The 21,813-nt window shown below is 62.4% G+C and carries 23 protein-coding genes; 10 read left to right on the forward strand and 13 right to left on the reverse strand.

Annotation, left to right across the window (positions count from 1 at the left end; all coding sequences use genetic code 11):
• Positions 1 to 154: 154 nt before the first annotated feature.
• Positions 155 to 1,492, reverse strand: coding sequence for a LeuA family protein (locus tag NP511_RS15085; protein ID WP_419894492.1), 1,338 nt, complete (start codon positions 1,490 to 1,492; stop codon positions 155 to 157).
• A gap of 330 nt (positions 1,493 to 1,822) precedes the next feature.
• On the opposite strand from NP511_RS15085, the gene NP511_RS15090 reads away from it, so the two are divergent.
• A complete protein-coding gene (locus tag NP511_RS15090; protein ID WP_006649615.1) occupies positions 1,823 to 2,278 on the forward strand; it encodes a ferritin-like domain-containing protein in 456 nt (151 codons plus the stop codon).
• 192 nt (positions 2,279 to 2,470) lie between these two features.
• Positions 2,471 to 2,761, forward strand: a complete 291-nt coding sequence (locus NP511_RS15095; RefSeq protein ID WP_006179899.1) for a DUF5779 family protein — start codon at positions 2,471 to 2,473, stop codon at positions 2,759 to 2,761.
• 31 nt (positions 2,762 to 2,792) lie between these two features.
• Here the strand turns inward: NP511_RS15095 and NP511_RS15100 are convergent, their stop codons facing one another.
• Positions 2,793 to 3,479 (reverse strand): VOC family protein, encoded by a 687-nt coding sequence (locus tag NP511_RS15100; RefSeq protein ID WP_049966141.1) that lies wholly within the window; start codon positions 3,477 to 3,479, stop codon positions 2,793 to 2,795.
• A gap of 124 nt (positions 3,480 to 3,603) precedes the next feature.
• On the opposite strand from NP511_RS15100, the gene NP511_RS15105 reads away from it, so the two are divergent.
• Together NP511_RS15105 and NP511_RS15110 are read left to right on the forward strand one after the other, a co-directional pair.
• Positions 3,604 to 4,287 carry a hypothetical protein gene (locus NP511_RS15105; RefSeq protein WP_049966142.1) on the forward strand — a complete coding sequence of 228 codons (684 nt, stop codon included), beginning with the start codon at positions 3,604 to 3,606 and terminating at the stop codon, positions 4,285 to 4,287.
• 53 nt (positions 4,288 to 4,340) lie between these two features.
• Positions 4,341 to 4,763: a JAB/MPN domain protein-containing protein gene (locus NP511_RS15110; RefSeq protein WP_049966143.1), complete on the forward strand. Its 423-nt coding sequence runs from the start codon at positions 4,341 to 4,343 to the stop codon at positions 4,761 to 4,763.
• A 68-nt stretch (positions 4,764 to 4,831) separates the two neighbouring features.
• On the opposite strand, the gene NP511_RS15115 is transcribed toward NP511_RS15110, so the two are convergent.
• Together NP511_RS15115 and NP511_RS15120 are read right to left on the reverse strand one after the other, a co-directional pair.
• Positions 4,832 to 4,963 (reverse strand): hypothetical protein, encoded by a 132-nt coding sequence (locus NP511_RS15115; protein ID WP_257720311.1) that lies wholly within the window; start codon positions 4,961 to 4,963, stop codon positions 4,832 to 4,834.
• 126 nt (positions 4,964 to 5,089) lie between these two features.
• The gene (locus NP511_RS15120; RefSeq protein ID WP_006186097.1) at positions 5,090 to 5,299 is read right to left on the reverse strand and encodes a ribbon-helix-helix domain-containing protein; all 210 of its coding nucleotides are present in this window, start codon (positions 5,297 to 5,299) and stop codon (positions 5,090 to 5,092) included.
• Positions 5,300 to 5,449: 150 nt separating this feature from the next.
• Here NP511_RS15120 and NP511_RS15125 point away from each other — a divergent pair, with 150 nt between their 5' ends.
• The gene (locus tag NP511_RS15125) at positions 5,450 to 5,779 is read left to right on the forward strand and encodes a DUF5789 family protein (protein ID WP_006649611.1); all 330 of its coding nucleotides are present in this window, start codon (positions 5,450 to 5,452) and stop codon (positions 5,777 to 5,779) included.
• A gap of 95 nt (positions 5,780 to 5,874) precedes the next feature.
• On the opposite strand, the gene aglJ is transcribed toward NP511_RS15125, so the two are convergent.
• The 8 genes from aglJ to NP511_RS15165 all read right to left on the reverse strand — a co-directional run bounded on the left by aglJ (position 5,875) and on the right by NP511_RS15165 (position 15,053).
• On the reverse strand, positions 5,875 to 6,882 hold the full coding sequence (aglJ, locus tag NP511_RS15130) for an S-layer glycoprotein N-glycosyltransferase AglJ (protein WP_006179893.1): 1,008 nt from the start codon (positions 6,880 to 6,882) through the stop codon (positions 5,875 to 5,877).
• Between the two features lie 231 nt (positions 6,883 to 7,113).
• Positions 7,114 to 8,454, reverse strand: a complete 1,341-nt coding sequence (aglM, locus tag NP511_RS15135) for a UDP-glucose 6-dehydrogenase AglM (protein WP_049966144.1) — start codon at positions 8,452 to 8,454, stop codon at positions 7,114 to 7,116.
• A 76-nt stretch (positions 8,455 to 8,530) separates the two neighbouring features.
• A complete protein-coding gene (gene aglF, locus NP511_RS15140; protein ID WP_049966145.1) occupies positions 8,531 to 9,262 on the reverse strand; it encodes a UTP--glucose-1-phosphate uridylyltransferase AglF in 732 nt (243 codons plus the stop codon).
• Positions 9,263 to 9,337: 75 nt separating this feature from the next.
• On the reverse strand, positions 9,338 to 10,792 hold the full coding sequence (locus tag NP511_RS15145) for an oligosaccharide flippase family protein (protein ID WP_049966146.1): 1,455 nt from the start codon (positions 10,790 to 10,792) through the stop codon (positions 9,338 to 9,340).
• A 169-nt stretch (positions 10,793 to 10,961) separates the two neighbouring features.
• Positions 10,962 to 11,759: an alkaline phosphatase family protein gene (locus NP511_RS15150; protein ID WP_049966147.1), complete on the reverse strand. Its 798-nt coding sequence runs from the start codon at positions 11,757 to 11,759 to the stop codon at positions 10,962 to 10,964.
• A gap of 253 nt (positions 11,760 to 12,012) precedes the next feature.
• Positions 12,013 to 13,074, reverse strand: a complete 1,062-nt coding sequence (locus NP511_RS15155) for a glycosyltransferase family 61 protein (protein WP_308986938.1) — start codon at positions 13,072 to 13,074, stop codon at positions 12,013 to 12,015.
• Positions 13,075 to 13,234: 160 nt separating this feature from the next.
• Positions 13,235 to 14,176 (reverse strand): hypothetical protein, encoded by a 942-nt coding sequence (locus NP511_RS15160; protein ID WP_308986939.1) that lies wholly within the window; start codon positions 14,174 to 14,176, stop codon positions 13,235 to 13,237.
• 61 nt (positions 14,177 to 14,237) lie between these two features.
• Complete coding sequence (locus tag NP511_RS15165; RefSeq protein ID WP_233274351.1) at positions 14,238 to 15,053, reverse strand: alkaline phosphatase family protein; 816 nt, start codon at positions 15,051 to 15,053, stop codon at positions 14,238 to 14,240.
• A 341-nt stretch (positions 15,054 to 15,394) separates the two neighbouring features.
• Here NP511_RS15165 and NP511_RS15170 point away from each other — a divergent pair, with 341 nt between their 5' ends.
• From NP511_RS15170 to NP511_RS15190, 5 genes are all read left to right on the forward strand, one after another.
• Positions 15,395 to 16,327: a hypothetical protein gene (locus tag NP511_RS15170; protein ID WP_233274352.1), complete on the forward strand. Its 933-nt coding sequence runs from the start codon at positions 15,395 to 15,397 to the stop codon at positions 16,325 to 16,327.
• Between the two features lie 85 nt (positions 16,328 to 16,412).
• Complete coding sequence (locus tag NP511_RS15175) at positions 16,413 to 17,429, forward strand: alkaline phosphatase family protein (RefSeq protein WP_006649602.1); 1,017 nt, start codon at positions 16,413 to 16,415, stop codon at positions 17,427 to 17,429.
• Positions 17,430 to 17,477: 48 nt separating this feature from the next.
• Positions 17,478 to 18,293 carry an FkbM family methyltransferase gene (locus NP511_RS15180; protein ID WP_049966150.1) on the forward strand — a complete coding sequence of 272 codons (816 nt, stop codon included), beginning with the start codon at positions 17,478 to 17,480 and terminating at the stop codon, positions 18,291 to 18,293.
• A gap of 10 nt (positions 18,294 to 18,303) precedes the next feature.
• Positions 18,304 to 19,434: a glycosyltransferase family 4 protein gene (locus NP511_RS15185; RefSeq protein ID WP_049966151.1), complete on the forward strand. Its 1,131-nt coding sequence runs from the start codon at positions 18,304 to 18,306 to the stop codon at positions 19,432 to 19,434.
• A gap of 72 nt (positions 19,435 to 19,506) precedes the next feature.
• A complete protein-coding gene (locus tag NP511_RS15190) occupies positions 19,507 to 20,673 on the forward strand; it encodes a glycosyltransferase (protein WP_049966152.1) in 1,167 nt (388 codons plus the stop codon).
• 15 nt (positions 20,674 to 20,688) lie between these two features.
• Here NP511_RS15190 and aglG read toward each other — a convergent pair whose 3' ends face one another.
• Positions 20,689 to 21,648 carry a glucosyl-dolichyl phosphate glucuronosyltransferase gene (gene aglG, locus NP511_RS15195; RefSeq protein ID WP_049966154.1) on the reverse strand — a complete coding sequence of 320 codons (960 nt, stop codon included), beginning with the start codon at positions 21,646 to 21,648 and terminating at the stop codon, positions 20,689 to 20,691.
• Positions 21,649 to 21,813 lie beyond the last annotated feature (165 nt).

Here is a 21,813-nt window from a genome sequence, read left to right on the forward strand (position 1 = left end):
GCTGCTGTCGACCGCGTTGGCGGACATCGACAGGGAAGCGCGGACCGTCATTACTGTCTACGTAGCTCCCTCGAGGGACATAACCCTTACGAGTGTGCCCGATCGAACGCGACAGCCGCTGCTCGCGGCGGGTGGCAAACGGGGAGGACATCGCTCAGATCCGCACCTCCTCCTCGTTCCGGCGCTCGACGCCGGCCTCTTCGGCGAAGCGCTCTAAGTCGTCGACGGTGACTCGGCGCTTCTCGGCCCCGTAGTCTTTGACGCGGCGGGTGACCGCCTTGACCTGCTCGTCGGTGGGCTCGAAGCCGCGCTCGACGAGTCGCTCCCGGACCGAGTGGGTCCCGGTGTGTTTCCCCATGACCAGTCGGCGCTCGGCACCGACCATCTCGGGGGTCATGACGCCGGGTTCGAAGGTGTCGGAGTTCTCGATGACGCCGGCGGCGTGGATGCCGCTCTCGTGGGAGAAGGCGTTGGCACCGACGACGGGCTTGTTGCCCGGCGTGTCCATCCCGCTTTTCTCCTCGACGACGCTCGAGAGTTCGGTGATGCGCGTCGTGTCGATCCCGGTGTCGCACTGGTAGAGCGACTCGACGGCCATCACGTACTCCTCGTAGGCGGCGTTGCCGGCCCGCTCGCCGATCGAGTTGACCGAGACCTGCGCCTGTGCCGCGCCGGCTTCGATGCCGGCCAGCGCGTTGGCGGTGGCCAGCCCGAAGTCGTCGTGGGTGTGGACGTCGACCCGCGCGTCCGTGTGGGCACAGACCTTCTCGATCATGGCCCGGAATCGGGTCGGTGTCGCGACCCCGCAGGTGTCGGGGATGTTGATCCAGTCGGTGCCTGCCTCGGTGACCGCTTCGATCACGTCGATCAGGTACTCCTCGTCGGTCCGGGTCGCATCCATCGGCGAGAACATGCAGGTCGCGCCTGCCTCTTTGATGCGTTCGACCGACTCGACTGCGCGCTGTACGACTTCCTCCCGGGTGGCATGCATCGAGTCCTCGATCTGGACGTCGCTGGTGGAGACGAACGTATGCACCATCTCGACGCCGGAATCGAGGGCCGCTTCGATATCACCGTCGACGACGCGGGCTAAGCCACAGGTCGTCGAACTGGTTGCCGAAGCGATATCACGAACGGCTTCGAACTCCGCGTCGGAGTTGACGGGGAACCCGGCTTCGATAACGTGGGTTCCCATCTCGTCCAAGATGGACGCGATCTGCCGTTTGTCGTCGTAGGAAAACGATGTGCCGGGCGACTGTTCGCCGTCCCGGAGGGTCGTATCGAAGACACGTGCTGACTCTATTTCGTCAGTGGAATCTAACGTGCCCTGGAAGAACTCGACCCCCCTGACTGTTGTCAGAGGATGGGCTGTCTTGTGAAGACATTGTATCTCAACCCGAGGTGCGACGAGGTATATAAAACTACCGCTGCGGACGGAGCCGTCGGCGGACTGAACGTTCTCGATCGATCGTGAAGAATCGAAGAATCGCATGACGGCAGCGGCATATTATCGACATATATGACCTAGTATAGTATGTGGTATTCCGTCCGATCGGCCCGAACGAACCGCGATCGCCCCCGTTTCGTCGCCGATCGGGGCCGGTTCGTCGCTCGCAAGCGCTGGCGCGCGCTCCGCGGTGAACGTTCGGGCAGCCAGTATCGTGTTCGTTCCAGAACGTTAGATGTAGTCCCCACAGCAGCCGTAATAAGTGCGTGGTCGTCCACTTTCATCCGACTCGTCGTCGAGCCTCGAGGGCGGTCGTCGTGGCGGGCAGACGCGCGGATGAACACTTTATACCCTCTTGTGGTAGGGACCGGCGGCATGACGACCGACGAGATCACCGACCTGCTGACCGGCGCCTACATCGACGAATTCGAGACCGTGATGAACTACCAGACCAACGCGATCGTCCTCGATGGCATCCACGCCGAGGAGGTCAAGACGAGCCTCGAGGAGGACATTCAGGAGGAACTCGACCACGCCAGAATACTCGGCGAGCGGCTGAAACAGCTCGACGAGTCGCCGCCGGGCTCGGAGTCGTTCGAAGCCAACCAGCACAGCCTCCAGCCGCCCGAGGATACGACCGACGTCCAGTCGGTCATCGAGGGAGTCCTCGAGGCCGAAGCGGACGCCATCGAGACCTACCGGTCGCTGATCGAGGCCGCGACCGAGGCCAACGATCCCGTTACGGAGGACGTGGCGGTGACGATCCTCGCCGACGAGGAGGCCCACCGCACGGAGTTTCGCGGGTTCCAGAAGGAGTTCCCGATGGACTGAGTATGAGGTGATAACCGCGAGTGAACGAAGTGAGCGAGCGGGCCGACGACCGATGTGAAAGGCGCTCTTCGAGCGCCTGAAACGGAGGGAGGAGGCTTTTGATCGACCTTTTGCCGAGGGCCAGCTTTGCTGGCCCGCAGAGCAAAAGGTCGATGGCGAACGTTTTTCTCGTCGCGCTGCCATCCACGGCGCATGAGCGATTTCGACCTCGACCTCCGGACCGTCGAGGAACACATCGACGACGAACTCGAGATCGAGGGCAGCATCGTACTGGGCGTCCTCGACGGGGAAACCCCGGCCGAGGAGTGGCTCGAGACGATCTCGAAGGGGAACGTCCTCGTGTTGAACGTCGAGGGCGATGTCAACGAGCTGGCCGCGGGGTTCGCGCGGGACGTCAGGGAGGAGGGCGGCAACCTCGTTCACTTCCGGGGGTTCCTGCTGGTGACGCCGCCGGGCGTGGACGTAAGTACCGAGCGCCTCTGAGACTGTTCTCGAGACCACGTGGTCAGCCCACTCAGCCGCTGGTGAACGTCAGGACGTGCCCGTCCGGATCCCGGACGACGACCTCGTCATCCGCCTCGCGCTCGAGCGAGCCGGTCCGGTCCCGGACGGCGGCGAGTGCCGCGGCCGGCTCGTCGGTCTCGAACCCGAGGTCGACGTGGACGCCGCCGCGGGCGTCGGCGAGGCCGAGGTGGGGTTCCCACAGTTCCAGCGCCATCGGACCCTGCAGCCGCACACGCTTGCGGTCGTCGCCCTCGTCGACCGTCTCGAAGCCCAGGGCCTCGTAGAACCGGTGGGCGCGCTCGAGGTCGCGAACCTCGAGGACGACCTCGAAGAGCCCGTCGATGCCCGGCCCGGCCACGTCCTGTTGCCCGAGTTCGACGCAGTTGCCGTCGGGATCGTACAGATACAGCGATCGAGCGGGCCCGAACTGCGCTTCCTCGAGGTCGTAGCCCTCGCTCAGTCGCTCCCACCAGTCGTCGTACTCGGCGTCGGGAATCGAGAACGCGAAGTGGGTGTGGAGCCCGCCCCGCGGAATCCCGTCGGGCCGGCGACAGACGAGATCGGTGTCGCCGGCCGCGAAGACGACCTCGCGGGGGCCGCGCTCGCGCACGGTCAGTCCCAGTGTTTCCTCGTAGAACGCCGCTGCCGGCTCGAGGTACTTCGCCTCGAGCGCCAGCCAGGCCAGCCCGGATAGCATGGCCGACCGTACGGGCGACGGGCGCATAGAAGCGTCGCCGCGTTGCGCTTGGGCTGTCGACAACGACGGCCGTGTGAGACGGAGTTTACCGACGTTTATGCGTCGGTGGCCCATAACACACGACATGGGTTTTCGCGCCGACGAACGAGCGACGGAGTTCCGAGAGATCGACCGATTCGACGGCGGTATCGGCTGGATCGCTCACCCCGACGAACGGATGCAACGGGCCAGCCACGCCCTCGAGATCGACGGCGAGGTCTGGGTGATCGACCCGGTCGACGCCGAGGGGCTCGACGACCTCCTGGCCGAGTTCGGCGACGTGGCCGGCGTCGTCGTCGGACTGGACCGACACAAACGCGACGCCGCGACGATCGCGAACCGCCACGACGTTCCGGTTTACCTCCCGGAGTGGTTCAACGGCGTCACCGGCGACATCGACGCCGCGGTCGCCCGGTTCGACGACGAACTCTCCGACACCGGGCTCCGGGCGATCACCGTCGTCGACAACCGCTTCTGGCAGGAGATGGCCCTCTATAATCCGGCCGACGGAACGCTCATGGTCCCCGAGTCGGTCGGATCCGTCGACTACTTCCTGACCGGCGACGAGACGCTCGGCGTCCATCCGGCCCTGCGGCTGAAACCGCCCCGGTCGGCGCTTCGCGGTGTCGCTCCCGAACGCGTTCTCGTCGGCCACGGTGCCGGCGTGATGGAGAACGCGGCGACCGTCCTCGAGGCCGCGCTCTCGAGATCGCGAAAACGGGCCCCGCGGCTGTACGCGGGGACCGTCTGGGAGATGTTGCCGTTCTGAACGAGGGTCACGTCGGGGAATACATCTAACTAGCAGCCCCCCATAGGACGCCTGTGGTCTACGTCACTCGCGGTCTCGTCGACGTCCTGCTGGATCTGGCCAGTGATGCGGACCCCGACGAGCTGACGACCGGCGTCTCGGTCTCGCCGGCCGGCGACCTCGAGGGAGCGGCCGACCTCCCGCCGGAGACGCCGGTCTTTACCGACTTCTTCCTGCCGGACCCCGGCAACGCCGTCAACGCCGTCTTCGGCGTGAACCTGTCGACGCCCGCCCGCCAGACACAGGGGCAGTTCGTCTCCCATCCCGTCGGCGAACTCGCAGTGACCCGCCGCGACGACCTCGCGGAGATCGTCTTCGTGGCCGTCCCGCCGTGGAAGCCCGACGAGAACTCGTTCGCGGCGTTCGACCGCAGCGGCCGCCGCAAACCCCTCGAGATCGTCGACGCCACGCCGCCGGGGAAGTCACTGACGGACTGACACACGCGGTCGGTTCGAACGGCGTCGACACCACGGGCGGAAAAACGAAGCGACTGGTGGCTTGAGCGTCAGATCCCGGTCGTGACCGGCAACTCGCCGTTATCGATGATTCGGTCGATGATGCTCCCCGGAGTCCGTTCACGCCGTTCGTCCTCGGACTCGTCGGTATCCTCGGATGGGAAGTTCGGAACGTGTGGCATCGGTCTCCCTCCAGTCGACGCTAGCGCCCTCGAGCGGCAAAAACGCTACCCCGCCGTCGCCGGATCGAAGCGGCTCCGGCCCGGCCGGTCGATCCACACGAAACGATGCGACCGGGGAGCCACGGTCTACTCGAGGTAGCCGAGCCCGCGGAGCTGTTCGGTGATCTCTTCGAACTCCGCTTCGGTGAGTTCGCCCTCCTTCTGGTGCTGGATTACGATGCTACGAAGCAGGAACCGGACGAGGTCGCTCGTACTCTGAAAGCTCGTGCCCTCGATGGTCTCTTCGACGCGGTCCGCGAGGTCCTTCGGGATCGACACAGTGGTGTATTCGGTCATACGCCATACTCCGTCGCGGTCCTCAAAGGCGTGTCGACGGGCGACGTTCGTCGGTGACTCGTCCCGTGGTCGTCCCCCGGCCGATCGCCGTCGACCTCGACCGTCTCCACAGCCATTTTTATATCCGGCTCCGTATCGAGAGGTACAGGTATGGGAGTCCGGCCACCATCGAGCGGCGACGACGAGGAACCCGACAGCATCGAGTTCGGCATCGCGGCCGTCGACGCCCGCCTCAAGGACGCCGAGCTGCGCTTTCCGGCCACGAAAGACGACGTCAACGCGGCACTCGGCCACGAGCGCATTCCCTACGACGTCCACGGCAACGACGTGGCGCTGTCCGAGATGCTCGAGCGGGTCCCGGCCCGACAGTTCGAGTCCCGGCAGGAACTGCTGAACGCGCTCCACGAGCCTTTCGAGGAGTATCGGCGGAACCGTTCGGGTGGGGTCGTCGCACAGGTCCGTTCACTGTTGCCTTTCTGAACGAGTTGCTCGAACCGTCGCGGTGCGTTATCGACCACGAGAGCGATAGCCGGGGGCGTCTCGACGCCCGCTCGGTGACGCCGCTCGAACGGCCGTTACTCCTCGGGCTCGTCTCGAGCGATCCGCTCGAGGCGGCGACGTTGCTCGCGGTGGAGCGTGACGAGCATGTCCGAGAGGACGCCGAACATGAGCAGTTGTACGCCGAGGATGATAGCGGCCGCCGAGACCAGTGCGATGACCTCGTGGCTCTGCTGGTACTGGATCCATTCCCAGAGGACGTACATCGCGATGAGGCCGCCGGAGACGATGCCGGTGACGCCGAGGCTCCCGAAGTAAAACAGCGGATTGTTCGTCTTGGCGAGCGAGTACAGCGCGAGCAGGATGGTGCCGCCGTCTTTGACCGGGTGAAGGTTGGTTTCGGACTCCTCGGGACGGGCACTGTAACTGATCGGAACGACGGTCGTTTCGATCCCGTGTTTGACACACTCGACGGCGAGTTCGGTCTCGATCGTAAAGCCGTCCGAGTCGAGCGACAGGCGCTCGAAGGAGTCGACGGTAAAGGCTCGGTACCCCGACAGGATGTCCTCGTAGTTCGCGCCGTGGACGAACCCGAACGCGCGGTTTATCACGCGATTGCCGAACCCGTTCAGCGCCCGCATCGCGTCGTCGTCCATGTCTGCGAATCGGTTACCGATGACGTGTTCGTAGCCCCGGGAAAGCGGTTCGATCATCCGATCGGCGTCGGCCGGATCGTAGGTCCCGTCGCCGTCGAGCATCAACACGTACGGAACCGTGATGTACTCGAGGGCCTCGCGGACGGCCTGGCCCTTTCCGCTGCCCGACTGGACGATCACCTCGGCACCGTGATCACGGGCGATCTCGCGGGTCTCGTCGCTCGAGTCACCGTCGATGACGACGACGTTCGTGTATCCCTCGTCGTAAAAGCCCTCGATCACGTCGCCGATCGTGGCCGCCTCGTTGAGCGTGGGAATGAGGATACAGACCTCGTCGGGGGCGATCTCGCGGGAGTCGTCGGTCATCGCGACGATCCCCCCGCCGTCCGGCTGGAGGGCCGAACCCGAACGTACCACGTCATCCTCCATCGGTGACTACTCCCCGGCGTAACTGCAAAAGGTTGCTGATTGATCACTGGCGGGCTTTTAACTGACCCCAGCGCCGTGGCGACTCGTGTAACGGCGACGGGCGATTCGACTGCGATCGGGGCGCTGTTCGATCGGCGGGCGGCCCTGCTCTCGCTCGGGCGATCATCGCCGACGCGAGCATTACGGGGACGGAACGGCGGCTGACTGAGACCCAATTCCGTGATCAGCGGGCTACCAGGTCAGCCCCTCGTAGACCTCGAGTGCGTCCTCGTCGATGTCGATCCGGCGGCCATCGACCACGACTCTGCGAGCCATGCCATCGAACGAGAGCCTGTCGAACTCCGGCCACCCAGTGGCGACGACCGCGCCGTCCGCGTCCGCGAGCGCGCCCTCCGCCGAGTCGGCGTACTCGATGTCGGGATAGTCGGCCCGGACGTTCTCGATCGCGACCGGATCGTAGGCGACGACGTCCGCGCCCCGTGCCGTCAGGGCGTCGATCACGTCCAGCGCGCGGGACTTGCGTATGTCGTCAGTCCCGGGCTTGAACGACAGTCCGAGTACCGCGATGCGGGCACCCTCGAGGGGGACGTGGTCCGCGAGGAGGGCGACGAGCCGCCGCGGTTGTCCGTCGTTGACCGCGACGGTCGCATCGAGCAGTTCCGGCTCGTACCCCTGTTCGCGGGCACCGGCCCGCAGGGCGTTGACGTCCTTGGGGAAACAGGAGCCGCCCCAGCCCAGGCCAGAGCGCATGAACCGTTCGGAGATCCGATCATCGAGCCCGACCGCCTCGAGGACTTCGTAGGCGTCCGCACCGTAGGCCTTGGCGACGTTGCCCAGTTCGTTGACCAGCGAGACCTTCGACGCGAGGAAGGCGTTGTTGGCGTACTTGATGAGTTCGGCCTCGCGGATGTCGGTCTCGACCAGATCCGTCCCATCGCGCGCTCGCGGTTCACCACCGCTCGCGTTATTCGAGGCGCGTAGCGCCTCGCCCTCGAGGATCGGGGCGTACAGCTCGCGGAGGGTGGCCGCCGCTTCGTCGCTCGCCGTGCCGAAGACGACCTTGTCGGGCTCGAGGAAGTCCCGCACCGCGGTTCCCATCCGGAGGAACTCGGGGTTCATGGCGACCTCGATCCCCTCGCCGATTGGGGTTCCGGACTCCGTCTCGAGGATCGGCGCGACGACGTTTTCGGTGGTCCCGGGCAGGACCGTACTCTTGACGACCACGAGGTGGTCGTCGTCCTTGCCCGCCAGGGCGCGGCCGAGCGACTCCGCCCCGGCTTCCATGATCGCGAGATCGAGGCTCCCGTCGTCGGACTGGGGCGTCGGGAGACAGAGGAAGGTGACGTCCGTCTCGCGGACGGCATCGTAGTCGGTCGTCGCGCGGAGACGGGTGCCGGCGTGGTCGGCGATCCGCTCGGCGAGCCCGGACTCGTGAATCGGTGCCTCACCGGCGTTTATGCTGGCGACGATGTCCGCGTCGATTTCGACGTTGACTACGTCGTGGCCGAGATCCGCGAGACAGGCGGCGACGGTCGTACCGACGTAGCCGCTGCCGACGATAGAGACGTTCATGAACGGTGTGTCGAGCAGTATCGATTAGTGGTTTTTGGGTTCGAGACGACGGACGATCGATCGTTCGGTCGTCCCGTTACTGGTCGTCGTCGTTCTCGGGTTCGGCGAGTCGTTTTTCTGCTCTCTCTCGATCCTCCGGATAGCCGACGTCGATGCGCCAGCCGTCCATCCGGATCGCGTCGATCGTCCGTCCCGACTGGATCAGCAGGTCGATCGCGTCCGGCAGTTCGTACTCGCCGCGGTCGGAGGGCTGGACGAGATGGCAGGCGTGGAAGATCTCCGGCGTGAACGTATAGAACCCCGTCATGACGAGGTTCGACGGTGGGTCGTCCGGTTTCTCCGTTACCTCGACGATCTCCCCGTACTCGTTGGTATCGAGGACACCGTATCTCGAGGCTTCCTCATAGGGAACTTCTTCGACGAGGAAGGCAGCGTCTGCCCGCTCCTCCCGCTGGCGGTTGATCACGTCCCCGAGGTTCGCTCGGAAGACGTTGTCCCCGAGCATGAGCATGAAGTCGTCGTCGACGTGGGGTTCCGCCTGCAGGATGGCGTGAGCGAGTCCGAGTTGTTCGCGCTGGTGAGCGTACGTGATAGGGACGCCGCGGTACTCGTCGCCGTAGCGCTCGATGATCTTCTCTTTCATGTAGCCGACGACGAGGACGAACTCGGTCGCACCGATCTCGATGAGGTTGTCCATGACGTCCTCGATGAGGGGGGTTCCGTCGACCTCGACGAGAACCTTCGGCTTGTCTTCGGTAAGCGGCCGGAGGCGGGTTCCTTTGCCCGCGGCCAGAACGACTGCTTGCATAACGAATGGGTCGAAAGAGCGGGACAAATACTTTGGGAGATAGCAGCAGTCGTGGCCGGTGGCAACTACGTCCGACTAGCCGCTCGAAAGGACTGGGAGGTTGAACGGGACGTTCTGGTCGACGACCGTCCGGAACTCCGCCGAGATTGCCAGTAGCACAGCGAAGTAGACGCCGGCACCGAGCCCGACGAGCAACACGACGGTCGCGACGTTGTGGTTGAGTAGGCCATAGGTCGCCTCCGTCCGGAGTCCGGCGTGTACCACGCCGGCCATGAGGACGGCAGCGAACCACTGTTTGGCGATCTCACCCGTCGGGACTGCGAAGTCGATGATCGCGTCCACGTGGTAGTACGCCAGTACGAGGCTGGCCGCAACCGATACCGTCGTCGCAGCCGCCGCGCCGAGCCAGCCATACAGGGAGATCAACACGACGTTGAGCGTGACGTTGAGGCCGACGAACACGACGTTGACCCTGAAAGCGAGGTCGGGACGGTCGATCGCGTTGAGGGTGTTCAACAACTGGTTTTGATACCCCATGAAGAGGTTCGCGACGATCAGCACTATCAGGACGGTCGCTCCCTTCGGGAACTCAGGGCCGTAGATCCGGAGAATACGCTCACTGAGCAACGTCCCGCCGAACAACCCGGGGATCAGAAAGAGCCCGCCGAACGAGAGCGACTGTTCGACGATTCGTGCGACGGCCTGTGGATCCTCCTTCGCTGAGAGCGAACTCATTTCGGGAAACAGGGTCGAACTGAGCGCGCCGCTAAACAGGATGAGAAACTCCGCGATGTTCCAGGCTGCCGCGTAGACGCCGATCAGCCCCGAGGACACGAACGCCCCGAGGACGATGATGTCGGTGTAGCTAAACATCTGTGACTGGAGGCTCCCGAGCCAAGAGAACTTCGCGAAGTCGACGAGCTGTTCGAAATGTCGGCGTTTGGGTCGGGAGAGGTCCGGTACGTTTCGTGCAATGAAGTAACCGCCGACACCAATGACGAGACAGTACCCGACGATGTGCCCCACAAACAGGCCGGCCGTGCCCGCACCGGCGGCGATGAGTGCGATTTGAAGCAGCGCTCGGCTTCCCGTCCGCACCGGGGATAGAACGCCACTTACGTGTACTAAATGTAACCCGACGAGGAGTGAGTTTATAAGACTATTGAGGAGAACTACCAGCAGGATCAACGCGATGTATCCCGTGGCCGGATACCCGACGTAGTCGACAATCTGCGTTCGGAACAACACAAGTACACACGCAATAAGCACGAACAGACTGAAGATAATCGTCGCTCCCGCGAGTGCGTACTCGCCCCGATCTTGTCCCTCCGAAACCCGCTTCGAGACCGCTCCGGACAGTCCGACTTTCCCCGCGATAGCGAGCCACGACACGAGGCCGATGGCAACGCTATAAATGCCGAGCGGACCCGCACCGAGCATTCTGGCGATATAGATGGTTGCCAGAAATCCGAGTCCCGATGCGAAGAATTTCGAAATAAAATATATGATGGAGGTTTGGCCGAGACGCATATGTGGTCACTGAGAGGGCATTGATTCGATCTATCCGCGCATGGGTTCTTCGATCCGTCGATTCGAGCCGAACTGATGAGTTCTCACGAGGCCGTCGTGACGGACCCGACCGCCGACCGGACCGGGACCGCTCTGGTGGTGTGCCGTCGCCGCTATCGAACCCGCGCCGCTAATCAGCGTACCCTAAGGCTTCCAACCGGTCCGCTATCTCGTCGTCGTCGAGATCCCTCTCGGATTCGATGGGGTCCGAACTGCGGATCTCGCGGCGGTCGTCCGCCTCGATGACCAGCCACGGGACCTCGCGGAGCGTCGGCGTACTGAACCCTTCCATGTGACCCCAGACACGGCTCGTGAACGGGAAGACCCGTTCGCCGAGCATCTCCCCGTGATCAGCGGTGACAACGGACTTCCCGGAAACCTTCTCGAGCAGTTCTTCGACGTGATCGAGCGCTATCTCGAGGCTCTCCGTGTACGCGTCACGGATCTCCTGAAACGTCACGTCTCGTTGTTTGACTGCGCCCCAGATCTGAATTCCCTCATCGTGTCGGCCGTACCCTTGCAGGTCCAATCGACGCCGTAGTTCATCAGCCGTCTCCCCGAGATACGGCCGATGAGGTTGCATGAAGTGAACGATGAGCCGCTTGTTGGGGAACTGTTCGTGGGCTTCGATCGCCGCGCTGACGACATCGTCCGGCTGGACCGTTCCGATGTCTTCGTCCCATCGATCGGCGTGCAGGTGATCGATGTGATAGAACGTGTCCTCGTCGAGATCGGTCGAAAACGGATTCGCCGTCACGTAGACGGTATCGTGAAACGCCCCGACTGCGAAGTTTTCCCGCATGAAATCCCAACTTTTCTTCCCTTTCGACGACGCCTTGTAAAGCGTCCCGTCGATCGTGTTGAGACGCTCGAAATAGTCGTACCGACAGGCGTCGAGAATGAGCAGGTTATCCCAGTCCTCTGCCATCACGTCGAGCCCTTCCCCGTATTTTCGGTCGGTGTATTTACCGTAGCCCTCGTGTACCGGCCAGCTAGCCAATCGAACGGCCTCTCGGCCGATCAGAACCGGGTTTCGTATCGCCCGCTTCAAATTCTCGAGTGTATAGTGATTATTCATGCTACTGGTGTATACGGATGTCTGAATGGATGCTGCCCCTGTTCAAGGCACTTTCGTCGTTCCAACATCGTCCCCTTTGCGGCCGACAGCCGATAGGAAGACGCTACTGGCACCGTATTTCTCGAATCGTTTCTTCCAGCGCCGTGGTGTCGACGACGATGTCGGTCGACGCCGCCCGACAGTACATCGGTTCGTACGAGACGCCGAGCGTCGCCGCCAGCAACCGGTAGGGCTGTTTGACCTTGTCGCCGAACAGTTCTACGAGCGTACAGTCATCGGCGAAGACAATGTCGGTGAGGCCGGCCCCGTGGGGACCGACGACCACGTCCGCGTCGGCGAACAGCCGCGCGTTCCGCTCGAGTGACCGTTCCTCCAGCCGATAGCACGAAAAGCCGAACTGCGACAGGACATCCATGACCTCCGCTTCATTTACCACGCGACGTTCGACGGCAGTGGCACGCGAGACATAGACGTTGTCGCCGCTCTCCGGCGTCGTCTCGGGTGCGCGGTCGAGTATCTCTCCGCGGAGCCACGCGAAGTCGTCGGTACGCCGCTCCGGGAACGACGGAACGACGAGGCGCGAGATGTTGTATGCCGGTTTCGTCGCAGTCTGGATCCGCGACTGGGGCCACTCGAGTAGTTCGAGCGTTTCGTCAACGAACGGCGGCGCGCCCGGTGGTATCAGCAGTGTCACGCGCTCGCCGGTCGCGTCCTCGAACGCTCGGATATAGCGGAGCTTCGGAACCGTCTCGACGATCCAGTGGTAGTAGTTCGGATACCGTGGGATAAGCGGCGCCGCGGTGTCCAGCGAGTCGGCCCCGCGGAAGTCGCGACGGCGATATCCCGATAGCAGGCCACGGAGCGGGGCGTCGCCGTAGAACAACTGTCTGGAGAGCATCGCCATCATCGCCTGCTGAGCTTGGTCCGGCGCGGCGGCACTTTCCTCGACAATCTCGCGTTGCGGGGTCAGTGCCAGTCCGGTTTCCGAGAGGACGCATCCGTTCTCGACGAGCGCGACGAACGGGGGTGATTGCTCACCGTCGTCTCCCGGAACCGTGATGGTTTCACTCGCGATCGACTCGAGGGCGTCCCGGGAGACGGTCCGAACGACGCCGCGTTCGACGAGCGGATCGAAGACGGGCCGACCAAGACGTTTCCGGGTCAACAAATCGCCGGCTGCGACGATCGACTCCCTGGTTCCGTCGGCCGCGAGCTTTCGTGTTAGCTTTCGAGGGCTGAACTCGGTCGGAATCATGTTCCTGTGAGCGAATCCGCTATCGGTTTCGGTGGGACCGATCGCCGTCGGTGCTGGACGAGATATCCGGTCATCGATACCCCAACGCCTCGAGACGCTCGTCGACGGTTTCCTCATCGACGCTTTCCCGCTCGACAGGCGGTTCCGATCGGATCTCCCTGCGGCCGTCGCCTTCGACGACGAACCAGGGGACCTTGACCAGTTCCTCGGCGTGGACGCCGTACGGATGCCCGTACTTTCGGCGGCTCGGGATCGGCGACAGCCGTTCCCCGACGAAATTGCCGTGGTCGGCCGTGATTACCGACTTCCCGTCAAGCGTCTCGAGCAGGTCGGCGACCTCCGCGAGTACGACGTCGAGGTTTTCCAGATACGCTTCCCAGACTGTCGCTAAGTCCACGTCGACGGTGCCGTCGCGAAGCTGATTCCAGATCCCCGGTTCCTCTTCCACATCGTGATCCATCGTCCACCCGCCGCCGGCCATGTTACGACCGAGTTCGCCGATGAACGGTGCGTGTGGCTGCATGAAGTGAATGATCAGCCGCTTGTCGGGGTAGGTCTCATGGGCGTCTACCGCCGCTTGAGCGACTGTTTCCGGGGTCACGGTCTGTAACTCCGTGTCCCACTCACCCAGACAGTCGACGACGGCGTGGAAGGTACTCTCATCGAGATCCAGACGCGGGATGTACGGATTCGAGTTGATGTAGACGGTATCGTGGAATTTCCCGGAGGCGAAGTTCCGTTCGAGGAACTCCTCGCTACTGGATCCTAACGAGATCCGCGACTCCAGTTTCCCGTCGAGATCGATCCGATCCGCGAACATATCGTAGCGACAGGCATCTAGAATCAACAAATTATCCCAGTCTTCGGACATAATTCGGGTTCCGTTTCCGTGTCGGAGTTGGAAGACGAGATTGTTGAGTTCGATAGGAACGTATCGCAACACGCTCCTAGCGGTTCGGAGTAACCCTCCGCTGGCGTAGAGTTCCCTCGCTTTGCGGAGATGATGACGCATACGATGGGGGACTTCCCTCCGAGAAAATAACGTTTCGGTTCAGAGAACGGGCGTTAGTCGTTCAAACTTTGTACCCTAATGCCTCTAGTTGTTCGTCGAGTTCTTCTCGGGACATCCGGGCGTTGTTCGGTTCCTCGACCGTCGGTTCGTAGGTTTCGTTGTCTTCCGCGGACGTGATCACCCACGGGACCTTTCGGATCTGGGGGTGAAGACTTCCGAGTTTGTGGCCGAGGATCCCGTACTCCCCGAACGCCTCGCCGTGGTCGGAGGAGATCGCTACTCGGTCAGCGTCCAGGTTCTCCAAGAGGAGTTCGATGTCGTCCAGAACGAACCGAAGATCGCTCATGTACGCCTCCCAAATACTCTCGAGATCCCCCGTCTCGTAGTAATAGTTCCACCAATCGTACTCGTGATATTGCAGGTCGCGATCCTCCGCGAGTGCTTTCGAAAACCAGGGCGTATGCGGTTGGTGATACTGAAGGATGAGTCGATCGAAGTCGTGTTCGCGCCCGACCGAGATCGCGCGGTCGGTCACGTATTTGGGGGGTGTGTTACCTTCCGTGTGTCCGAACGGCCCTTCTTCTCCGACGGTCTCGAATTTGAACAGGTATTCCGCCTTCCCGAGTTCAGTTATGTCTACGGATGGAAAGAGTCGAAGCGTCTTAAACGGCAACGGTCTATCGCTATCGGTCTCGTGGACCTTCGTATCTAATACTTCTTGGATATGACTCTGCGCCGAGAGGAACGCGGTTTCCCGGATCTGATCGAGGTGTTGTTCGTCGAACGTCCGAGCGAGCCATTCGGCGGATGCACCCCCGACCGACCGGATACTATCGACGGTATCGATGAAGTCGTACTCGTCTTGGACGAGACGCATAGCATCCACTCGACACGTATCGAGGAGGATCAGGACGTCCCACTCACGATCGAACACGTTCGTTCCGATCGTTCGGTGGCCGTTGACGGCGATCGCTGGAATTCTGTATAGATAGTCGAGTAAGACCGAATCGACTACTCGAGACGGATTTTTCAGTCCTTTCAGTATATGCTCCCGATCGAGGTCCGGCATAGTGTTTAAGTATTCAATTGAAACTCCTCCTTCTGAATCTTAATGCTATCGGTCAAACCGGCCCCGACTACCGTGACAAAAGTACATACAGTATGGGCCGTAACCACCAAACCGGAGTTTGAAGTAGACGACATCTGACCCAGTACATGATGGAACGATACACGTTTGAGAATCTCAAAAAAGCGCTTCGAAGGCCGGAGTACGCCCTCTGGGAACTCCAGCGAATCGCGTTCGACCTGCGCCACAGCGGTGACGCAATCGACGTGATGGAACAGGATTGGGACAATCTCATTCTCCTTGACGCCTGCCGGTACGACCGGTTTGAAGCACAAAACACGATGTCCGGCGACCTTTCGGCCGTCGTCTCACACGGCGGCCGGAGTTGGGAGTTTATGCAGGGGAACTTCGTCGGGGAACAGTTCCACGACACCGTCTACGTGACTGCGAATCCACATACCGAGAAGTTGTCTGACGATGTTTTCCATGCGGTATGGCCGCTCTATCTTGATGCTTGGGATGACGACCACGAAACCGTGCTTCCGGAGGATGTCGCCGATGCGGTCCTCGAGGCACACCGACAGTATCCGGACAAGCGTATCATTGCCCATTTCATGCAACCTCATCGGCCGTACCTCGGCGAAACGGCGAAATCTCTCCAAGAGGCATACGAGATCAGGGGGTTCAATAGAAATATCGCCGAGACCGGAGCACGGACCGACCAGCCCTCGTTTGCGACTCTCGTCGAACGCGGGGAAATCCCGATCGATGAGGCTCGACAGGCCTATCGCGAGACGCTTGATATCGTTCTCGAACACGTCTCGTCACTGACTGATAAACTGTTCGGTAAGACTGTTATCTCGGCCGACCATGGGGAGATGCTCGGTGATCAGCTGACGCCGTTGACCAACCCCAAGTTCGGTCACTCACACAAGTACCTCCGGAACCGGACGCTGTACGTCGTCCCGTGGCTGGAGTTGCCGACGGATAAGCGACGGGAGGTCACAAGTGACGACCCGATTGCGGTCGAGCGTGGCGACTCGTCGACGGTCGAGGACCGGCTCCGTTCGTTAGGGTATAAGTGATGGTGACTCGACGACACGGTTCTCGCGGGGGACGGCGTCAGCCCCCATCACAAATATTATCTCCGCTGTCGGCTATTTCAGATCAATGCTGCGGCACGAAGTGAGCGTCGACAATCTAAAGAAGGCTCTGAAGAACCCTGATCAGGCCGTCGATGAGACCGTTTACGAACTGCTCTATCGAATCCCGATGACATATGCGAACACGGTAACGACCATCGGGACGAACGTCTTCACGCGAGAATGGGACGTTCTGATCCTGCTGGATACCTGTCGTGTCGACGCCCTTCGTGCGGTCGCCGACGAGTACGAATTTATCTCGTCGGTCGGCAGTATCCGGTCGGTCGGCGGCCGATCCCCCGAATGGATCGCCAAGACGTTTGTCGAACGCCACGAAGCCGCGATCCGAGACACCGCGTATCTCTCCGCCAATGTCTTCACCGAGCCGATCCTCGACACCGGCGATCCCGACGCCACGTCGCTTGCGAACAGGAGTTTCACGTATGACCTTCTGGACAGGGTTCCAACCGTCGACGTGGCGACGCTCGGGAAATGCGAGTACCTGTTCGAATACGAATCCGTCGGTGAATCGGGGCCGCTGGGACATACGGAGGGTGGAACTCCGCCCCGATACGTGACCGACCGGGGCATCGACGTTGTCCGCAACGAGGACTTCGAACGCGTTATTCTCCACTATCTCCAACCCCATCCACCCTACATGGCGCGCGCACTCGAAGCGGACCGGCCGCTGCACGAACACGAGCGGGATTGGTGGGGGTATCTCGGCGATACCGGCGACAAGGAAACGGTCTGGGAAACGTACTTGGACGAACTCCGGTACGTCCTCGACGATGTCGAACTCCTGTTGGAGAACATGGACGCCGAGCGGGTGGCCATCACGGCCGATCACGGCGAAGCGTTCGGTGAGTACTGGGAGTTCGGTCACAAAACCGGCAGTATGCATCCGAAAGTCCGGACCGTCCCGTGGGTAGAGACGTCCGCGACTGACACCGGTACGTATACTCCGGAGTTCGAAGCGCCACAGGAGAACGACGCCGACGGGACTCTCTCAGAGCAACTCGAAGCGCTCGGCTACAAAATGTGAAGACGGAGCGTCAGCTACTTGTAGCAAAGCCGGCGTTATGAGATAACCATGACTCTCCTGCATCGGGCGTATCGACTGTTCCGCTCCGAGGGTGCGGGGGCAGTCGCGAATGAGGCCCGAAAGAAGTTCGGGGGATACCTCGATCCGCTCTATCAGCTGACGAAACCCGAATACAAACAGTATACCGTCAGCGACGTAAGCGCCGAGTTCGACATGTCCCGCCACCGTCTGGACCGCCACGACTTCGTCGACGACATCCGTTCCGAACGGGCGCTTATCGAACGCGTCCTCTCGGCCGTCGAGGCAGACGACGTGTTCTACGATATCGGTGCGAACGTCGGTATTTACTCCTGTCTGATCGGTGATCGACTGGATTCGGGACGGGCCGTCGCCTTCGAGCCCACGCCGGAGGCGTACGATGTCCTCCGTCGGAACGTCGACCGAAACGACGTTCCCGTCGAGACGTTTAACGTCGCACTCTCGGACGCGAACGGGACGACCCGGATGACCGTGAACGGACGGACGGGCCACCAGTTCGCCGACGGCCGCGACGGGACCCTCGAGATCGAGACGCGACGCGGCGACGATCTCGTCGACGAACACGGCCTCCAGCCGCCGAACGTCTGCAAGGTCGACATCGAAGGGGCCGAATATCTCGCGCTCGACGGGCTCCGTGAGACGCTCGGCGATCCGAACTGTCGCCGCGTTTTCTGTGAAATACACACGGAGAAAGTACGGGAGATCGGTGGCAGCGCCGACGAGGTCGAAACGCTTCTTCGGGAGTTGGGATTTGACCTCGAGTATCTCGGCGATCGGCGGGCAAACTACTTCGTCGAAGCGAGCCGGCCGCCTGAACGCCGATGAGAGACGACGAATGACACGACTTGCCCTCGTTACCCCGCGATATCCGCCGACCCACGCCGGCGGCGGTGAGATTAGTGCCCGACTGCTCGCCGAACAACTCCACGCTCGAGACGCCGTCGACGAAGTCGTCGTCTACTCGTTCGACGGCGAGTCGACGGAGACGGTCGGGGGGATTCCGGTCTTCCGGCTCGCGGACGTCCCCCAGTACCCCTACAGCCTGCCGAACGAGATCGCCTACCGGAAGCTCAGGGCGGTCGGGCCGGACCCCGACGTGATCCACGCGTACAACATGCATCTCCATCCCGCCGTGGGACGGCTCTCCGCGACGCTCGACGTTCCCGCGGTGGCGACGCTAAATGCATATCCGCTCGTCGACTGGGCCGAGGTGAACGTGACCCCGTCGCTCAAGCGTCGAGTGTACGAGCGGACACTGTTGCGTCTCGAACGGCCCCGCCTGCTTGGACAATTGTCGAACATCGACCTGTTCCTGCCGCTCAGCAGCGCCGTCGAACGGGTCTACCGGAACAACGGCCTCGGGGACGCCGACTACGAGGTGATCCCGAACATGCTCGATCCGTCGTTTTCCGTCCCGGACGACGGCTCCGAAGAGACGGACCGGGTCCGGTTGCTGTACGTCGGCTATCTTCGGGACACGAAAGGCGTTCGGTATCTGATCGATGCAATGGACCGGCTCCCCGAGCGGGTCGAACTGACGGTCGTCGGCGACGGTCCGGAGCGGGACGCCCTGACGGAGCGGGCCGCGGGTACCGCCGCGGTCGACAGGATCGAGTTCACCGGTTCGGTCCCCTACGAGGAGGTCACACGGGCGTACGCTGACGCGAACGTGTTCGTCCACCCCGGCGTCTGGCCGGAGCCGTTCGGCCGGACGATTCTCGAGGCGATGCAGGCCGGATTGCCCGTCGTCGCGACCGATATCGGCGGCCCGGCCGACACCGTCCCGCAGTCGGAACTACTGGCGACGCCCGGTGATCCGGCAAGTCTGAGCGAGAGCATCGAATACGCCGCTGCAAACCGTGACCGGATTGGCCGGGAAAATCGGCAGTTCGTCGACGACCGGTATCACCCCGATGTCGTCGTGCCACAGTTTCATGAGGTATACGAGCGAGTTCTGCGTGACTGACGGCGAACGGCGCCCCCGCAGCCACCGATCAACCCGTGAAGGATATGGCCGTCGGTTTAGAAGACGGGTGTAATGATCGATTTCGGACCTGGCGGCCGAGGACTGGCGGTCGCACACTGGGGCGAACACGCCAACGGTGGCGGTGATCGCCTCGCCTGGGAACTCGCCCGCGTCTTCGAGGACGCACCCTTTTATGTCGGCTGGCGTGACGAGTCGATCGAGCCGACCGATATCGAGGCCGAACAGCTCATCCAGGGCCGGTTACTGAACCGGGCCCTCGAGCGGGGCGGGCTGGCGCGACAGCTCGCGCATCTCGTGGGATGGCAGCTCGCCGAGCCGCTCCGGGAGTACGACATCCTCGTCACCAGCGGGAACGAGCCGCTGTTTTACGTCGCCCCGACCGAGCAGACCTGGGTCGCCTACATCCATCACACGAACCGCAGACAGTCCGACCAGATCACTGCGGTCGAATCCGCTCGGTTCCCCCGGCTCCGACTGCTCCTTCATTACGCGATCCGGGTCCTGTTCGACCACAACACCCACCGTCCCGATCGCTACGTCGTCAACTCCGAACTCGTCAAGCGCCGCCTCGAGCGCTACTGGGGCGTGCCGAGCGAGAAGATCAGCGTCGTCTATCCGCCCGTCGATACCCACGAGTACGATCCGGACGACGAGGAGACCGGCGAGTACTACGCGACCCTCTCTCGACTGGACTGGCACAAGGACGTCGACGGGATCGTCAGAGCGTTCAACGACCTCGAGAGTCGATTGCTCGTTGCCGGCGACGGTCCCGAACGCGAGCGCCTCGAGCAGTTAGCCGGCGACAACATCGAGTTTCTCGGTTACGTCGACGAGGCCGAGAAACGACGTCTACTGTCGGGCGCGAAGGCCTTCGTGTTCAACGGCCGCGACGAAGACTTCGGGATCGCCCCGGTCGAAGCGCTGGCGGCCGGCACGCCGCTGCTCGGCGTCGAGGAAGGGATGACACAGTTTCAGGTCGTCGACGGGAGGAACGGCTACTGCCACACGCGAGCGGGCGAATCCGGACCCTCGCTGGCCGAGACGATCCGCCGGTTCGAGACGGAGGGGGTCGAGTGGTCGCCGGCGGAGATCGCCGCCTTCGCCGACCGGTTCTCCGTGGATGCGTTCCACGAGGGGATGCGGGAGGCAGTCGATACCGCGGTTGCGAGCGCCGATATCACGCCCGATTGGTACGAGTCGTACGAAACCGGCGATTGAGTCGACTGCAGGCAGTCACGCGCCGCTCGGCGTGTCACGCTCGGCGGTCAGTTCCGCCCGATCCACTTCCGCAAGCCCATACAGGTAGCCGAAGCCGACCGCAGCGGTGAACACGAAGATCGTAACAAGCTGTTTGACCTTCGCACTCGACGGGCGTCGCAAGAGGTCGGATAGCCGATCCGGAACGAACTCGAGCATGAGCTGTTGCAGGTACTCGTTTTTGTCGCCTTTCGCCTCGGGTAACAGCAGGTCCATGATCCGTTTCGAGTAGCCCTGCCAGAAGGCTCGGAATACGAGCCACTGGAAGTCGCCCCGATAATCGAACAGTTTGTGGTGAACGACGGCGTCGGTGTTGTAGATCACGCCCTTACCGTACGCGTTCGCCATCCGGATACAGACCGGCGCTTCGTGGGCTTGGATGTGACGGTCGCCTTTCCGGCCCGTATTTTCGTCGTAGCCGCCGACGGCGAGAAAGACGTCCCGCCGGTAGGAGATGTTCGAACCGTAGGTGTTGCGAAGCTCCTCCATGTGATCGCCCATCCCGCGCTCGTCACAGCCGACGAGCCAGTAGAACTCCGCGGGGAAGAAGTCGGGTTTTTCGGTCACCCAGTCGGAGGCGACGTGGCCGCCGACCGCGATAGCGTCAGTTTCGGCGTAGACTCGAGCCAATTCCGCGACCCAGTCCTCTTCGGCGACGGCATCGTCGTCGATGAACGCGACCACGTCGCCGGTCGCGATCTCGGCTCCGCGGGTCCGGCTGTAGGAGATGCCTTGATTCTCGTCGTTACAGTGGAGGACGACGTCCTCGAGGCCCCCGTAATCATCTCTCACGCGGTCGAAGACCGGCTCGTTGCCGTCGACGACGAGGACGATCTCGAGGGGGTCGTAGGTCTGTGCGAGGACGCTGTCGACGCACTCCGAGAAGACGTCGTACCGGTCCATCGCGTACGTACAGATGACGACGGAGACCTTCATCGGGACTCGATTTCGGAGAGGAGAGAATAAGCCTTTTCCTTCAGTAACCCGCTCGGCGGAGGAACGGTCCGAAAACCGGAGTATCGTCGCTCCGACTCCGTCGTTAGACGGGGTATCAAACGGCGACGCGTATATGACAAGGCTTATTCTTGGCTTGGGTCTGGT

The organism is Natrinema thermotolerans, from assembly GCF_031165565.1.
GTDB classification, from domain to species: domain Archaea; phylum Halobacteriota; class Halobacteria; order Halobacteriales; family Natrialbaceae; genus Natrinema; species Natrinema thermotolerans.

What these genes read in the sequence shown, in the direction of transcription:
- NP511_RS15085 (WP_419894492.1), bottom strand. Translation starts at nt 1,492, where the DNA reads ATGCGATTCTTCGATTCTTCACGATCGATCGAGAACGTTCAGTCCGCC.
- NP511_RS15090 (WP_006649615.1), top strand. Translation starts at nt 1,823, where the DNA reads ATGACGACCGACGAGATCACCGACCTGCTGACCGGCGCCTACATCGAC.
- NP511_RS15095 (WP_006179899.1), top strand. Translation starts at nt 2,471, where the DNA reads ATGAGCGATTTCGACCTCGACCTCCGGACCGTCGAGGAACACATCGAC.
- NP511_RS15100 (WP_049966141.1), bottom strand. Translation starts at nt 3,479, where the DNA reads ATGCTATCCGGGCTGGCCTGGCTGGCGCTCGAGGCGAAGTACCTCGAG.
- NP511_RS15105 (WP_049966142.1), top strand. Translation starts at nt 3,604, where the DNA reads ATGGGTTTTCGCGCCGACGAACGAGCGACGGAGTTCCGAGAGATCGAC.
- NP511_RS15115 (WP_257720311.1), bottom strand. Translation starts at nt 4,963, where the DNA reads ATGCCACACGTTCCGAACTTCCCATCCGAGGATACCGACGAGTCCGAG.
- NP511_RS15120 (WP_006186097.1), bottom strand. Translation starts at nt 5,299, where the DNA reads ATGACCGAATACACCACTGTGTCGATCCCGAAGGACCTCGCGGACCGC.
- NP511_RS15125 (WP_006649611.1), top strand. Translation starts at nt 5,450, where the DNA reads ATGGGAGTCCGGCCACCATCGAGCGGCGACGACGAGGAACCCGACAGC.
- aglJ (WP_006179893.1), bottom strand. Translation starts at nt 6,882, where the DNA reads ATGGAGGATGACGTGGTACGTTCGGGTTCGGCCCTCCAGCCGGACGGC.
- aglM (WP_049966144.1), bottom strand. Translation starts at nt 8,454, where the DNA reads ATGAACGTCTCTATCGTCGGCAGCGGCTACGTCGGTACGACCGTCGCC.
- aglF (WP_049966145.1), bottom strand. Translation starts at nt 9,262, where the DNA reads ATGCAAGCAGTCGTTCTGGCCGCGGGCAAAGGAACCCGCCTCCGGCCG.
- NP511_RS15145 (WP_049966146.1), bottom strand. Translation starts at nt 10,792, where the DNA reads ATGCGTCTCGGCCAAACCTCCATCATATATTTTATTTCGAAATTCTTC.
- NP511_RS15150 (WP_049966147.1), bottom strand. Translation starts at nt 11,759, where the DNA reads ATGGCAGAGGACTGGGATAACCTGCTCATTCTCGACGCCTGTCGGTAC.
- NP511_RS15160 (WP_308986939.1), bottom strand. Translation starts at nt 14,176, where the DNA reads ATGCGTCATCATCTCCGCAAAGCGAGGGAACTCTACGCCAGCGGAGGG.
- NP511_RS15165 (WP_233274351.1), bottom strand. Translation starts at nt 15,053, where the DNA reads ATGCGTCTCGTCCAAGACGAGTACGACTTCATCGATACCGTCGATAGT.
- NP511_RS15170 (WP_233274352.1), top strand. Translation starts at nt 15,395, where the DNA reads ATGGAACGATACACGTTTGAGAATCTCAAAAAAGCGCTTCGAAGGCCG.
- NP511_RS15175 (WP_006649602.1), top strand. Translation starts at nt 16,413, where the DNA reads ATGCTGCGGCACGAAGTGAGCGTCGACAATCTAAAGAAGGCTCTGAAG.
- NP511_RS15180 (WP_049966150.1), top strand. Translation starts at nt 17,478, where the DNA reads ATGACTCTCCTGCATCGGGCGTATCGACTGTTCCGCTCCGAGGGTGCG.
- NP511_RS15185 (WP_049966151.1), top strand. Translation starts at nt 18,304, where the DNA reads ATGACACGACTTGCCCTCGTTACCCCGCGATATCCGCCGACCCACGCC.
- NP511_RS15190 (WP_049966152.1), top strand. Translation starts at nt 19,507, where the DNA reads ATGATCGATTTCGGACCTGGCGGCCGAGGACTGGCGGTCGCACACTGG.
- aglG (WP_049966154.1), bottom strand. Translation starts at nt 21,648, where the DNA reads ATGAAGGTCTCCGTCGTCATCTGTACGTACGCGATGGACCGGTACGAC.